This window comes from Rhizobium sp. YS-1r, assembly GCF_000757525.1.
Classification (GTDB): Bacteria; Pseudomonadota; Alphaproteobacteria; order Rhizobiales; family Rhizobiaceae; genus Neorhizobium; species Neorhizobium petrolearium.
Genome location: NZ_JPYQ01000006.1, coordinates 206,427 through 219,773 on the forward strand (window position 1 = coordinate 206,427; position 13,347 = coordinate 219,773).

At 60.4% G+C, this 13,347-nt stretch carries 11 protein-coding genes; 1 reads left to right on the top strand and 10 read right to left on the bottom strand.

The genetic code is table 11. The features are described 5' to 3' along the window. Nucleotides 1-55 precede the first annotated feature (55 nt). Complete coding sequence (gene znuA / locus JL39_RS05465; protein WP_037147112.1) at nt 56-1,042, top strand: zinc ABC transporter substrate-binding protein ZnuA; 987 nt, start codon at nt 56-58, stop codon at nt 1,040-1,042. Nucleotides 1,043-1,191: 149 nt separating this feature from the next. Here znuA and JL39_RS05470 read toward each other — a convergent pair whose 3' ends face one another. The 10 genes from JL39_RS05470 to JL39_RS05515 all read right to left on the bottom strand — a co-directional run bounded on the left by JL39_RS05470 (nt 1,192) and on the right by JL39_RS05515 (nt 13,149). Further along, nucleotides 1,192-1,530 carry an RcnB family protein gene (locus JL39_RS05470; RefSeq protein WP_037147115.1) on the bottom strand — a complete coding sequence of 113 codons (339 nt, stop codon included), beginning with the start codon at nt 1,528-1,530 and terminating at the stop codon, nt 1,192-1,194. Nucleotides 1,531-1,656: 126 nt separating this feature from the next. After that, the gene (locus tag JL39_RS05475; RefSeq protein WP_037147119.1) at nt 1,657-3,267 is read right to left on the bottom strand and encodes a glycoside hydrolase family 43 protein; all 1,611 of its coding nucleotides are present in this window, start codon (nt 3,265-3,267) and stop codon (nt 1,657-1,659) included. A 56-nt stretch (nt 3,268-3,323) separates the two neighbouring features. Next, nucleotides 3,324-4,367: an L-glyceraldehyde 3-phosphate reductase gene (mgrA, locus tag JL39_RS05480; protein ID WP_037147122.1), complete on the bottom strand. Its 1,044-nt coding sequence runs from the start codon at nt 4,365-4,367 to the stop codon at nt 3,324-3,326. A 62-nt stretch (nt 4,368-4,429) separates the two neighbouring features. Further along, nucleotides 4,430-5,563: a Gfo/Idh/MocA family oxidoreductase gene (locus JL39_RS05485; RefSeq protein WP_037147125.1), complete on the bottom strand. Its 1,134-nt coding sequence runs from the start codon at nt 5,561-5,563 to the stop codon at nt 4,430-4,432. 24 nt (nt 5,564-5,587) lie between these two features. Beyond that, nucleotides 5,588-6,349: a sugar phosphate isomerase/epimerase gene (locus JL39_RS05490; RefSeq protein ID WP_037147128.1), complete on the bottom strand. Its 762-nt coding sequence runs from the start codon at nt 6,347-6,349 to the stop codon at nt 5,588-5,590. 23 nt (nt 6,350-6,372) lie between these two features. Next, nucleotides 6,373-8,805 (bottom strand): glycoside hydrolase family 2 protein, encoded by a 2,433-nt coding sequence (locus tag JL39_RS05495; RefSeq protein ID WP_037147130.1) that lies wholly within the window; start codon nt 8,803-8,805, stop codon nt 6,373-6,375. A 55-nt stretch (nt 8,806-8,860) separates the two neighbouring features. Beyond that, nucleotides 8,861-9,973 carry an ABC transporter ATP-binding protein gene (locus JL39_RS05500; protein ID WP_037147133.1) on the bottom strand — a complete coding sequence of 371 codons (1,113 nt, stop codon included), beginning with the start codon at nt 9,971-9,973 and terminating at the stop codon, nt 8,861-8,863. Nucleotides 9,974-9,979: 6 nt separating this feature from the next. Continuing rightward, nucleotides 9,980-10,924 (bottom strand): carbohydrate ABC transporter permease, encoded by a 945-nt coding sequence (locus tag JL39_RS05505; RefSeq protein WP_037147138.1) that lies wholly within the window; start codon nt 10,922-10,924, stop codon nt 9,980-9,982. Then, nucleotides 10,917-11,819, bottom strand: coding sequence for a sugar ABC transporter permease (locus JL39_RS05510; protein WP_037147141.1), 903 nt, complete (start codon nt 11,817-11,819; stop codon nt 10,917-10,919). Before JL39_RS05510 ends, JL39_RS05505 begins: the two co-directional genes overlap by 8 nt. A 94-nt stretch (nt 11,820-11,913) precedes the next feature. Then, nucleotides 11,914-13,149 carry an ABC transporter substrate-binding protein gene (locus JL39_RS05515; protein ID WP_037147144.1) on the bottom strand — a complete coding sequence of 412 codons (1,236 nt, stop codon included), beginning with the start codon at nt 13,147-13,149 and terminating at the stop codon, nt 11,914-11,916. Nucleotides 13,150-13,347: the final 198 nt, after the last annotated feature.

Here is a 13,347-nt window from a genome sequence, read left to right on the forward strand (position 1 = left end):
TTATAGCATAACGCAATTGATGTAATAACATTACAGAGCAATACAAGGACGTGAAATGAAACCGGTCCCCCTTTCCCTTCTCTCGGCTGCAACATTTTTCGCGAGTGCCGCGGCGAGCGCCGCCGCCCCGGATGTGGTGGTTTCGATCAAGCCGATCCACTCGCTGGTGGCGTCGATCATGAAAGGCGTCGCAGAACCGAAGCTGATCGTCCAGGGCGCCGCCTCGCCCCATACGTTTTCTCTCAAACCCTCCAATGCGGCCGCAATCGAAAGCGCCGACGTGATCTTCTGGGTCGGTCCCGGCATCGAGGCCTTCCTGGAAAAGCCGCTGAAGGCGCTGGCCTCCTCGGCCACGGTGGTCGAACTGGAGGATGCGCCGGGCCTCGAAAAGCTGCCCTTCCGTGAAGGCGGCGCGTTCGAAGCCCATGATCATGAACATGAAGGCGAGGAAGCACATGGGCATGATGACCATGACCACGACGAAGAGCAGCATGCCGGTCATGAGGATCACGATCACGGAGAATTCGACACGCATCTGTGGCTCGATCCGATGAATACCAAGGCCATTGCTGCCGAGATTGAAAAGACGCTGGTCGAAGCCGATCCCGCCAATGCGGCGACTTATCAGGCCAACGGAGCCTCGCTTTTGAAGCAGATCGATGCGCTGGATGCGGAACTGAAGGCCACCATCGCGCCGGTGAAGGACAAGCCCTTCATCGTTTTCCACGACGCCTATCAATATTTCGAACATCGTTACGGTGTCCGCGTCGCCGGTTCGATCACCGTCAGCCCGGAGACCATGCCGGGCGCTGAACGCGTCAACCAGATCCACAAGAAGGTGACGGAGCTTGGCGCGACCTGCGTCTTTGCCGAGCCGCAGTTCGAACCGAAGCTGGTGGCTGTGGTGACGGAAGGAACTCCGGCCCGTTCGGGGACGCTGGATCCGGAAGCGGCAACGCTGAAGGAGGGTCCTGATCTCTATTTCGAGCTGATGCGGGGATTGGCAAGCGCAATGAAGAACTGCCTCTCCCAAGGCATGTAGGGAATGGAAGCACGGTCGCTGATCGCATAGCGGCGACCTTTGCGGGGCCTGCGGGTGGGAAGGCAAAACGCCCGCAGGCCGTCCGCGATGCAGAGCATGTCGCGCAAAAGTGAGCAGCGGTTTTGCGGTAACGACATGCTTTGAAGGCGTCAACGCGCTGCGATGATGCTGGAGATCACGCCGGTGGCGATGCCGACCAGCAGAAAATCATTGTCGACCTTGACCCAGCGATAACCGCGCGGCGGAGCCGAAAGGCGATAGCGGCGGTAGTCGCGGATTTCGGCCATGTGCCGGCGCTCGGCGGGCGTCATGCGATGACCCTTGACCCAACGGGTCTTCTTGACGACCACCTTCTTCTTGACGACTACGTTCTTTTCGACGACCGGGCCGCGATGGCGATCCGGGCCATGACGCCAATCCTGTGCTTGAGCGGCAAACGGTGCCGCAAGCACAGTTGCGGAAAGAAGGATCGCAAAAAACTTTCTCATCGGTGTTTCCTCGTGTTGAACACGCCCGGAAACTAGGCCTCGGATGATGAACCATAAGTGAACCGAAAATTACATTTCAGTAATGAAATTATGGACTTCCGGTAATTTTTTGAAATTCAGAATTCACTATTTTAGTGCCTCATAAACAAAATGGCCGAAGTCCGCCGGCTTTGCCCGTCCCGACGTATCGAAGGCGAAGATGCCGGCAAAGGCGCCGGTGAACGAGCCGTGCTCGCCACGTCCGCCCTCGTCTGAGATGACGCCGGCATCGAGCACGGGGCCGAGAGCCACCCAGTCGTTCGAGCCGCCGCCCCGCCAGAAGAACTGCAGGTCGTTGTCACGGATTTCCATCGCAAGATGGATCGGGCCGTCCGGGACGGAGACGCCGCTTTCGGCCGGAAAGCTCATGCGCCCGTGCGGAAAGTCGCCGGCGCAGGAGAAGATCGTCGCGACACGGCCGAGCTTTTCGTGCAGCGTCACCACGACGGCATGGAACTTGTGGCGATTGTAGTAATGCGTCAGCCCCGCGACCTGCTGGTAGGTATCCGGCTCAAATTCGACCACGGTCTCGGCACGGAAGGAATGATGCTCCTGCCTGCGCGCGACCAGCGACTGCTCGAACCAGGAGCCGATGCTTTCCCGGCCGAAGAGGCGCAGATGGCCTGGCCGTTCGGCGAGGCTGAAAAGCCGCTCCGGATGGGGCGTTCTGAGCCACTGGAATTCCGGCGGCAGGCCCGGCTTGTCGAAAGTGCGTTCGATGCGCGTTGGCTTTTCAATCGACTCGGCATCGGTCGGCGCCGGCACGTCGACATCGGGAACGACGCCGCCCTGGACGAGATAGAGCCAATCATCTTCCCATATGCATTTCTGGATCGCGGTTTCGCGGCCGAGCGTGCACCGCCGGTGGGGCGGCAGCGGACGGCCGCAGAGATGCGTATGATAGGCCTCACCCTCCGGCGTCTCGACATATTGCCCGTGCCCGGCACGTTGCAGGACGGCATTCGGGTGATCCTTCGAGGTGATGAGATGCGTCTGCGGATGCATCTCGTACGGCCCTTCGATCGCTCGCGACCGCGCCATGGTGACCGCATGCTCGTAACCGGTGCCGCCTTCGGCGGTCGTCAGATAATACCAGCCGTTCCGCTTGAAGAGATGCGGACCTTCAACGAGCCCGAGCGGGCTGCCGGCAAAGATGTTTCTGACAGGACCTTTCAGCGCCCTCGCCTTTGGATCCCATTCCTGCAGAAGGATGCCGTCGAAGGCCGGATGTTTCGGTGCCCCGCCGTAGCTTTCGGTGCGATGGTTCCATTGCATGTTGAGAAACCACTTGCGGCCGTCATCGTCATGGAAAAGCGACGGGTCGAACCCCGAAGAATTGATATAGACGGGATCGGACCATTCCCCTTCGATGGTTGGCGAGGTGACGATATAGCTATGCGCGTCCTTGAAATTGCCGTCGAAACGCTTGACGTCGGTATAGACGAGCCAGAACAGGCCGTCGGCATGGGAAAGGCATGGCGCCCAGATGCCGCAACTGTCGGGATTGCCGCGCATGTCGAGCTGGCTGGCGCGTTCCAGCGGCCGGCGCACCAAGGTCCAGTTCACGAGATCGCGCGAATGGTGAATCTGCACGCCCGGATACCATTCGAAGGTCGAGGTGGCGATATAATAATCCTCGCCGACACGGCAGATGGACGGATCGGGATTGAAGCCCGGCAGGATCGGATTGCGGATCATGTCTCCTCCCAGTGACAGGTGAGAATGCCCGGCAGCGAGCTTGCCGGGCGGGATGGTCAGCGTTGCGGCCCCTTGCGCTCGGCCGAAGCAGCCCAGAGATTGATATCGGCGTCCTTTGCGTAAGTATCGATCTCCGCGAGCTCCGCAGCCGTGAAATCCGGCTTTTCGAGAGCCTGCACGCAATCCTCGACCTGCTCCGGCCGGCTGGCGCCGATCAGCGCCGTGGTGACACGACCACCGCGCAAAACCCAGGCAATCGCCATCTGCGCGAGTGTCTGGCCACGCCTTTCAGCGATCGCATTCAGCGCACGCAGGTTTGCAACGTTCCTCTCGTTGAGGAAGGCGGCGCGCAGCGACTTGCCTTGCGCCGCACGGCTTTCCTCCGGAATGCCGCCGAGATATTTCGACGTCAGCATGCCTTGTGCCAGCGGTGAAAAGACGATCGAGCCGATACCGAGGTCTTCCAGCGTGTCGAGCAGACCGTCTTCTTCCACCCACCGGTTGATCATCGAATAGCTCGGCTGGTGGATGAGGACCGGCGTGCCGAGCTCCTTCAGGATCGCCGTGGCTTCGCGGGTGCGCTTCGAATTGTAGGACGAGATGCCGACATAAAGCGCCCTGCCCGACCGGACGATGTGGTCGAGCGCACCACAGGTCTCTTCGAGCGGTGTTTCCGGGTCGAAGCGGTGCGAATAGAAAATGTCGACATAGTCGAGGCCCATGCGCTTCAGGCTCTGGTCGCAGGAGGCGATCAGGTATTTGCGGCTGCCCCACTCGCCGTAAGGCCCGGGCCACATGTTGTAGCCGGCTTTCGACGAGATGATCAGTTCGTCGCGATAGCCCCCGAAATCCTCCCGCAGGATCTGGCCGAAGGCGAGTTCCGCACTGCCGGGCTTCGGGCCGTAGTTGTTGGCAAGGTCGAAATGCGTGATGCCGAGATCGAAGGCCTTGCGGCAGATCGCAACCTTGCGCTCGTGCGGCGTGTCGTCCCCGAAATTGTGCCAGAGGCCGAGCGAGATCGCCGGAAGCTTGAGCCCCGAACGGCCGCAGCGGTTGTATTTCATGGTTTCGTAGCGGCCTGCCGCCGGTTGCCAGGACATGGCGCCCTCCTGTGTCGTGGATCAAAGCGGGCGCGAACGGCCCGCTTCAAACACATAGCGGATCAGCGAAGAAGCGCCAGTGCCTCGTCGATGCCGAGTGCGGCCGGCTGGGTGCAGGTCGTGGAGAGCTCGATGAACCGGCCCTCTTCCCCTGATTTCAGGATCGAGGTCATGACATCGACGCCGTGCAGCGTGCGCTCCAGCGAGCAGCGCGGGTCACGCCCTTCGATGAGCGCCATCGCCATGTCCGCAAGACCTGCGGTGCGGTAGTTCGCCCTTGGCCCCTGCGGATGTTCCTGATTATCGATGCCGAACGGATGATCCCACGGTTCCAGCGGCTGGATGTCCTTGTTGCGGCCGCTGGCCTCGACGATGCCGCCAAAAAAATTCGGGTCCGGCACGAAGATCGAACCCTCGGTGCCGTAAAGCTCCATGTTGGCGTGGCGGTGCGACCAGACATCCCAGCTTGCCGAGAGCGTGATCGTCGCGCCGCTGACGAATTCCAGAAGCGCTTGGATATTGGTCGGAGTCTCGACCGGGATGACCTGGCCTTTCAGCGGTTCGCTGGTGATGGTGCGGGTCTTGTTGGCCATCGAAGTCAAAGCACCCACCCGCTTCACCGGACCGATGAGGTTGATGAGATTGGCGATGTAATACGGCCCGAGATCGAGAATCGGCCCGCCGCCTTCCAGGAAGAAGAAGCCAGGATTGGGATGCCACATCTCCATGCCGGGGCTCATGACATGGCAGGTACCGGATGTGATACGGCCGACGCCGCCCTCGTCGATATATTTGCGGGCAAGCTGATGGGAGCCCCCGAGGAATGTGTCGGGCGCGCAGCCGACGGCAAGTCCCTTCTCCCTCGCGAAGGCCTGCAGCGCCTTGCCCTCCTCCAAGGTCACCGTCAGCGGCTTTTCAGAATAGACGTGCTTGCCCGCCTCAAGGATCGCCTTCGAGACGGAGAAATGCGCCGCCGGGATCGTCAGGTTGACGATCACGTCGAGTTCGTCATTGGCAAGCAGGTCGGAGATCGACTGCGCCTTGACGCCGTATTCGGCGGCGCGCATTTCGGCCGCATCGTCGCTGAGGTCGGCACAGGCAAGCACCTTCAATCCCCTGAAGAGCGGTGCAAGCTTGAAATAGGTGGTGGAAATATTGCCGCATCCCATGATGCCGACGCCAAGTTCCCTGGGCATGGAAAAACTCCGGAATCTCTGTGATCAATAGGTCTTGAACGAGGCGATCGAACGCGTGAGCAGCCGTTCGACATCCTTCGGATTGTCGTGTTCGAGAACGTAATGTTTCGCCGGCGTCTTCCTGAGCGCCGCCATCAGATCCTTCCACGGCACCGTACCGTAGCCGACATCGGCCCAACCGTCTTCGTCCGTGTTTTCACCGGCCGGCGCGATGTCCTTCACATGCACCGCAGTGATGCGCTTGCCATAGCTTTCGATCCACCCGTAGGGATCGGCGCCGCCGCGAATGAGCCAGGCTATATCCGCTTCCCAGGCGAGATCAGGACCGCCGGCGAGAATCTGTTCCTGCGGTGTCGAGCCATCGCCAAGCGTCTTGAACTCGAAGTCATGGTTATGCCAGCCGAATGTATAGCCGGCATCCTGATACCGCTTGCCCGCTTCCTGAAGGCGTTGACCGAAGGCAAACCAGCCGGCGGCGTCACGCGGCCGCTGATCGGGCATGAGGAAGGGGCAATAGATTGCCACCATGCCGAGCGTCTTGGCGATGAGCAGTGCCTGCGCCGGCTCCTTTTCAAGGAGATCGAGACCGAAATGGCCGGTCGGCATGGTAAGCCCGTTGGCGTCGAGATCGGCCCGCAATGCTTTCAGGCCGGCCTCATCGAGCGTCGCATAGAGGCCGCCATACCCTTCGACTTCCGAATATCCGGCCCTGGCGACCTGCTTCAGGATGTCGGAGAGCGGCGGAAAATTGCGGGCGCAATAAAGCTGAAAACCGAGTTTCGTCATGTGATCCTCCCTTGAAAAGAGCCTCAGCCTGCCGCCTGGCAGGAATAGAGATCGTAGATGCGGAATTGCGGAACCGCACCGACGGGCGCGGCGGGCGTGAAGGTGATGCGGCGGCTTTCGCCGGCAGCAAGATCGAAGGCATTGTCGGAATAACGGCCGGGCGTGGCGCTCTCGATCAGCACAAAAAGGGCAAGACCTCTGGCCTGGACGAGGAGATCAAACGCGCCATCACCGGCTGGAGACACGGAAAACTCAAGACCCGACGGCTCCAGCTCCAGCGCTTTGTAAGTGCCCAGGACATGATGCCCCTCCCCGCCCATGCCGTTGGAAACGGTAAAACTCCAGGCAAGGATTAAGCCTTCGGGAATGTCCGAAACAGGTAGGGTCAATGCGGTCACTGCAGCATCCGGCGTGCACACGGCCTCAATGCTCTGCAACGGGCTGCGCTCGCCGTTCAGGCTGAGAAGCGACAGATTGATGGTCACCGTCACATCCTCGGGCGTGTCATTGACCAGCGAGATGCGGATGCTCTTTCCGTCCTCCGATGGAATGGCCGCCACCGCGACCGGCTGGAAGAAGCGGCGGGCCATGTAGTGCAGCACCTTCCAGCTTCCGCCGTAATCGAGGCTCGACCAGGAGGCGACCGGCCAGGTGTCGTTGAGCTGCCAGTAGAGCGTGCCCATGCAATGGGGCTTCAGGGACCGCCAGTAATCGACAGCCGTCCTGATCGCGAGGCCCTGCTGTACCTGGCTCAGATAGACGAAATTGGCAAAATCCTTCGGGAAGCGGAAATTGCGGAACATCGTGCCGGCTATCCGCTCGTTGCCGCCGGCATTCTTCTGGTGGTGCTCCATGACCGGAGAGGCGATATTCATGTCCTTCTGAGCCGCATAGGTCTCGATCACCGGCAGCGACGTGTAGGACTGGAAACCGAATTCCGAGCAGAAGCGCGGCCGGACCGACCGATAATCGCTAAACGGCTTGTTCTCGTGCCAGACGGACCAGTAGTGCATGTCGCCGGAACCGTCCGCATGCCAGGCGTCGCCATAGTCGAGATAGCCCGACGCCGGGCTGGACGGCCACCAGATTGCGTCAGCCGCCACTCTTTTCAGCGTCTGCTCGACCGTCCGGTTCAAGCGGTCATAGGAGACGAGGTAGCGATCGCGATTGCCGCGCGATTCCGGGAACCAGGTCAGCGCGCCGACCAATTCGTTGTCGCCGCACCAGATGACGATCGAGGGATGCGAGATCAGCCGGCGAACCTGATAGTCCACCTCCGCTTCCACGTTTTCGAGGAAGTCGGGCGTCGAGGGGTAGAGGTTGCAGGCGAACTGGAAATCCTGCCAGATCATCAGGCCCAGCCGGTCGCAGAGATCGTAGAACCAGTCCTGTTCATAGAAACCGCCGCCCCAGACGCGGATCATGTTCATGTTGGCGTCCACTGCCGAACGCAGCAGGTCTCCGGTCTTTTCCGGGTTTGTCAGCGAAAAGAGCGCGTCCGCCGGAAGCCAGTTGGCGCCGCGGCAGAAGATTTCACGGCCGTTGACACGGAAGGCGAAGCGACTGCCGGCTTCGTCCGGATCGGTCAGCAGTTCGACCCTGCGAAGACCGATCTGCCGGACGACCGTTTCGGCCGGAACTTCGACGACGAGTTCGTAGAGCGCCTGTTCGCCGCTTCCCGCCGGCCACCAGAGCCTTGGGTTCTTGATTTCGAAGACGTGATGAATGGTGGTCGTACCCGCGTCGATGCCGCAATCGAGCCGTACCCGTTCTCCGTTGAGTGAAAAGTGGACGGGCAGTATCCCGGGCTCCCCGGCATAGAGCGTCAGCGCCACATACAGTTCGACCCCATCATTGTGATGTCTCTGTGTGGTGACGACGTGTTCGATGCGGGCCGTATCGAGCTTTCGCAAGGCAATCGCGCCATAAAGGCCAAGCGGTGCCAACGCGATATTCCAGTCCCAGCCGAAATGGCATTGCGGCTTGCGCAGCATGTTGCCGTTGGGGATCGGGCAATTGGCCGTGGAATAAGGAATGTAGAAAGGCTGATGCGCCTGCCGGTCGGCGCCTGCCGCGATATTCGAATGGAAATGGATGCGGATCGTGTTCTCGCCAGGTCGAAGTGCCGATGAAACATCGGGCCGGTAGCGGCGGAAGCAGTTGTCGGCCGAGAGCACCGGGACGTCGTTGACGAAGACGATCGCGACCGTATCGAGATAGGTGATGTCGAGATACCAGCTGCCGTCCGGATCATCGAGCACGAAGCGCCGCTCGATGATCCAGTCTGCATGAGCTACCCATTGGACAGCGTCTTCGTTCCGCCCGAAATACGGGTCCGGAATGATGTCTGCGGATTTCAACGCAGTGTGGACGTCTCCCGGTATCGGCATCATGGCCCGATGCTCTCCATCGGCAGACGCAAGCTGCCATGAACCCGAGAGGTCGATCACGGTCATGCCGCAACCTCTGAAATGTCATGCCGTGCCGATCCGGTCCTCCTCCAGCCAAACATCAGATGCGTTCTTCCGTTTCGGCATCGAAAAGCGACGCCATGCTCATGTCGAACCCGACGCGGACCTTGGTGCCGACCGCATAGCGCCGCGCTCCGCCGATGCGGGCGGTTACCGCATGGCCCGCATGCTTCAGCCAGAGAAGATTGTCGGCGCCCATCGGCTCCTCGATCTCGACCACGGCGTCATGCACTTCTCCGCCCTGGATGTCACCGTCCACCTTTATGTGCTCCGGCCGGACACCAAGAATGACCTTGCGGCCCGGGGTAAGCGGCTTGGAGGCCTCGTAGCCGTCGAGCGAGAAGCTGGTGCCGTCGGTTTTGAACACAACGCGGCCGCCCTCCTCCGAAAGCTCGCCTTTGAGAAAATTCATCGACGGCGAACCGATGAAACCGGCGACGAAACGGTTCCTCGGCCGATTGTAGATCGTCGTCGGGTCATCGAGCTGCTGGATGACGCCGTTTTTCATGATGGCAATGCGGTCGGCGAGCGTCAGCGCCTCGATCTGGTCGTGGGTGACGTAGATCATCGTGTTCTTGAGCGATTGGTGCAGTCGCTTGATCTCGACGCGAAGCTCCGAACGCAGCTTGGCGTCGAGGTTCGAAAGCGGCTCGTCGAACAGGAAGACGTCGACATCGCGCACCAATGCACGGCCGATCGCGACGCGTTGCCGCTGGCCGCCGGAAAGTTCCGCGGGCTTGCGTTTGAGAAGCGGCTCGATCTGCAGGATGCCGGCGGCACGCGCCACCCGCTTGGCGATCTCATCCTTCGGGAGGCCTGCGACACGCAGGCCGAAGGACAAATTCTTCTCGACAGTCATCTGCGGATAGAGCGCGTAGGACTGGAAGACCATGCCGATGCCGCGGTCTTTGGGTTCCTCCCAGGTGACGTTCTTGTCCTTGATGAAGATCTGGCCGTCGGTCGGCTCCAGCAGTCCGGCGATACAGTTCAGGAGTGTGGACTTGCCGCACCCAGACGAGCCGAGCAGCACCAGGAATTCGCCGTCGCGGATATCGAGGTTCAGGTTTTCCAGAACCTTCACCGAGCCGAAGGAAAGCGACAGATCCCGAATGGAAACGCTGTTCTGCTTTTTGATGGAAACGGTGTCATGCATCAGGCTTTACCCTTTGACTGCGCCGGCGGCGATGCCGCGGACGAAAAGCCGGCCGGAAACGAAATAGACGATCAGGGGAACAGCACCCGTCAGCAGCGTCGCCGCCATGTTGACGTTGTATTCCTTCACGCCCTGGACCGAGTTGACGATGTTGTTGAGCTGCACGGTCATCGGATAGGTATCCGGCCGGGTGAACACCACGCCGAACAGGAAGTCGTTCCAGATACCCGTCACCTGCAGGATCATCGCGACCACGAAGATCGGCAGCGACATCGGCAGCATGATTCGGAAATAGATCTGCCAGAAGCCTGCACCGTCGATGCGTGCCGCCTTGAACAGCTCGACCGGCAGCGATGCGAAGTAGTTGCGGAACAGCAGCGTCAGGATTGGCATTCCGAAGATCGTATGAACGATGACGAGGCCCGTCAGCGTACCGTATATGCCCAGTTCCCGAAGCACGATGACGATCGGATAGATCATCACCTGGTAAGGAATGAACGCACCGATGATGAGGATCGAGAAGAAAAGCTCGGCCCCCTTGAAGCGCCAATTGGCAAGCGCATAGCCGCTAACGGAAGCAACCGCGATCGACACCACCACCGACGGCACGAGGATGCGCACGGAGTTCCAGAAACCGCGCGAAAGCCCGTCGCAGTTGAGGCCGGTGCAGGCCTGCGCCCAGGCCTTTACCCAGGGTTCGAAGGTGATCTCCATCGGCGGAGCGAAGATATTGCCGAGCCGCACCTCCGGCATGCCCTTGAGCGAGGTCACGACCATCACATAGAGCGGAAGAAGATAATAGAGCGCCGCGACCGTAAGCGTTCCGTAGAGCACGATATTGCGCCGCGAGAGCACCCTTTTCGGCTTGCGACCGCGGGGACCGGAGGCGAGCCCCCGCGAAACCGCATCGATGCCGGCCACGGTCGTATTGAGAGTGGAAACGTCAGCCACGCTTGCGCCCTCCGAATTCGAGATAGGCCCAGGGAATGATGATGATCGCGATCGTCAGCAGCATCATGGTCGATGCAGCAAAGCCCTGGCCGAGATTCTGTGCCTGAAACATATAGTCGTAGACGTATTTGGCCGGCACTTCCGAGGCGTTTCCGGGGCCGCCGCTGGTCTGCGCCACGACGAGGTCGTAGACCTTGACGATGCCGCTGGCGATCAGAACGAGCGTGGTGATGAAGACCGGCCGCATCATCGGAATGACGACGAAGATATAGGTGCGCCACATCGGGATGCCATCGACGCGCGCCGCCTTCCAGATGTCCTCGTCGATACCGCGCAGACCAGCCAGCATGAGGCACATGACAAGTCCCGTGCCCTGCCAGAGTGCTGCAATCAGGATGCCGTAGATGACGATATCCGGATTGTAGAGCGGATCGAACGCGAAGCTTTCCCAGCCGAGCGACCGCACAATGCCCTGAATGCCGAATTCCGGGTTGAGAACCCATTGCCACACGAGACCGGTGACGATGAAGGACAGTGCGAAGGGATACAGGAAAATGGTGCGGAACGTGTTCTCGAAACGGATCTTCTGGTCCATCAGAGCCGCAAGCACGAAGCCGATGACGAGGCTGAAGATGAGCGACAGGATTCCGTATACCGCCAGGTTCTGGATGGAAATCATCCAGCGCGACGAAGCCCAGAGACGTTCGTACTGATCCAGGCCGACGAAATTGAACCGCGGCAGAAGCCTTGAATTGGTGAAGGAATAAACGACGGTCCACAGCGTGCCGCCGAGAAAGATCACCACCGCGATGAGGATCATCGGGATCGAGGCGATCTTCGAGTTGAGATTACGCAAGAGATGGTTGGGCCGACCTGATGGAACGGTTTTCGCCATGTTTCCTCCTCGATCGCGGTTGCAGTATTCCCGCACCGCTTTTCCCGGCCCCGCCTTTCGGGCGGAGCCGGTTACGACAGGCAATGAGACGGGATCAGTCCGCCGAGCCGATGATTTCCGCAAAGCGCTCCTGCGCCTGTTCCGGCGTGATCGATGTGCCGGCGAAGAATTCGGACATCAGGTCCTCCTTCTGCTTCTGCGTATCGGCGGAAACCAGCTGGTCGGTACTGGTGACGACATTGCCCTTCGAGATGATCTCGATGCCTTTCTTCATGCAGTCGTTGGCGGCTGCGAGATCGACGTCACCGCGGATCGGCACCGATCCCTTCTTCAGGTTGAACGCAACCTGGGTCTTCGGATCGACGATCGTTTCGGCCAGGATGTCCTGCGCCTTGGACTTTTCCTCATCGTCCAGAAGCGGGAAATAGAAGGCGTCGCCCCCGGTCGCCAGAACCTGGTTGAGACCGAGGCCCGGAAGGCAGGTGTAGTCCGTGCCGGCCTTCTTGCCGGCGATCTGGAATTCGCCCTGCGCCCAGTCGCCCATGATCTGTCCGCCGGCCTTGCCGGTAAGGACGAGATTGGTCGCCTGATTCCAGTCCTGGACGTTGGAGCCTTTCGCCAGCTGGCGCGCTTGATCGGCGGCGGCGAAAATCTTCGCCATCTCCGGTCCGGCGGCGACTTCCTCGTCCTTGTCCTTGTAGACTTTCTCGTAGAGTTCCTTGCCGCCGATGGCGATCACCAGCGTGTCGAACAAACCGTTGGCCTGCCACGGCTGCCCGCCGAGCGCGAGGGCCTGCAGGCCCGCCTTCTGCAGGGCCGGCGCCGCGGCCACGAACTCGTTCCAGTTCGTCGGCACCGGTACGCCCGCCTTCTGGAAGGCTTCATTCGAAAGCCACAGCCACTGCCAGGAATGGATATTGACAGGCGCGCAGTAGATCTTGCCGTCGATCGTGCAGGAATCGAGCAGGCTTACAGGCTTGATGACTTCCCTCCACTTGCCTTTCTCCGCAATGGCGGTGAGGTCGCGCATCAGGCCAGCCTGCACCAGTTCTTCGGCCTGACGACCATGGTTGAACTGCGTCGCGGCCATCGGATCGCCGCCGGTGATGCGGCTGATCATGATGGGGCGCGCCGTGCTGCCGGAACCTGCGATGGCACCATCCACCCACTTGTTGCCGGTGGCATCGAAAGCCTTGGCGAGTTCCGCGACCGCTGCGGCTTCGCCGCCGGATGTCCACCAGTGGGTGACTTCCAGATCGGTGGCGTGGGCCGCTCCGAGCGGCAGCACGACGGTTGCGGCCAGAATGGCTGTCATAGCACGAATATTCATGAGTCTCCTCCCTCACTGAAACGTTGCCGTGAAAACGTATGCCAATCAGATAAATCGCGCAACCGGTCTGGCTGGAAAAAAAACGGGATCCGAGAAAATACAATTTACAAGGGAAAACACCCTCATCCTCTCAGATCGCTGATCTCCCCGATTGGCCAAGAAATTCCCCGCAATCGCGAGGAATCTTGTCGATGCTCG

Bases quoted from the DNA above. Each gene is read 5' to 3' on its own strand.
- znuA (WP_037147112.1), top strand. From the start codon at position 56: ATGAAACCGGTCCCCCTTTCCCTTCTCTCGGCTGCAACATTTTTCGCG.
- JL39_RS05470 (WP_037147115.1), bottom strand. From the start codon at position 1,530: ATGAGAAAGTTTTTTGCGATCCTTCTTTCCGCAACTGTGCTTGCGGCA.
- JL39_RS05475 (WP_037147119.1), bottom strand. From the start codon at position 3,267: ATGATCCGCAATCCGATCCTGCCGGGCTTCAATCCCGATCCGTCCATC.
- mgrA (WP_037147122.1), bottom strand. From the start codon at position 4,367: ATGTCCTGGCAACCGGCGGCAGGCCGCTACGAAACCATGAAATACAAC.
- JL39_RS05485 (WP_037147125.1), bottom strand. From the start codon at position 5,563: ATGCCCAGGGAACTTGGCGTCGGCATCATGGGATGCGGCAATATTTCC.
- JL39_RS05490 (WP_037147128.1), bottom strand. From the start codon at position 6,349: ATGACGAAACTCGGTTTTCAGCTTTATTGCGCCCGCAATTTTCCGCCG.
- JL39_RS05495 (WP_037147130.1), bottom strand. From the start codon at position 8,805: ATGACCGTGATCGACCTCTCGGGTTCATGGCAGCTTGCGTCTGCCGAT.
- JL39_RS05500 (WP_037147133.1), bottom strand. From the start codon at position 9,973: ATGCATGACACCGTTTCCATCAAAAAGCAGAACAGCGTTTCCATTCGG.
- JL39_RS05510 (WP_037147141.1), bottom strand. From the start codon at position 11,819: ATGGCGAAAACCGTTCCATCAGGTCGGCCCAACCATCTCTTGCGTAAT.
- JL39_RS05515 (WP_037147144.1), bottom strand. From the start codon at position 13,149: ATGAATATTCGTGCTATGACAGCCATTCTGGCCGCAACCGTCGTGCTG.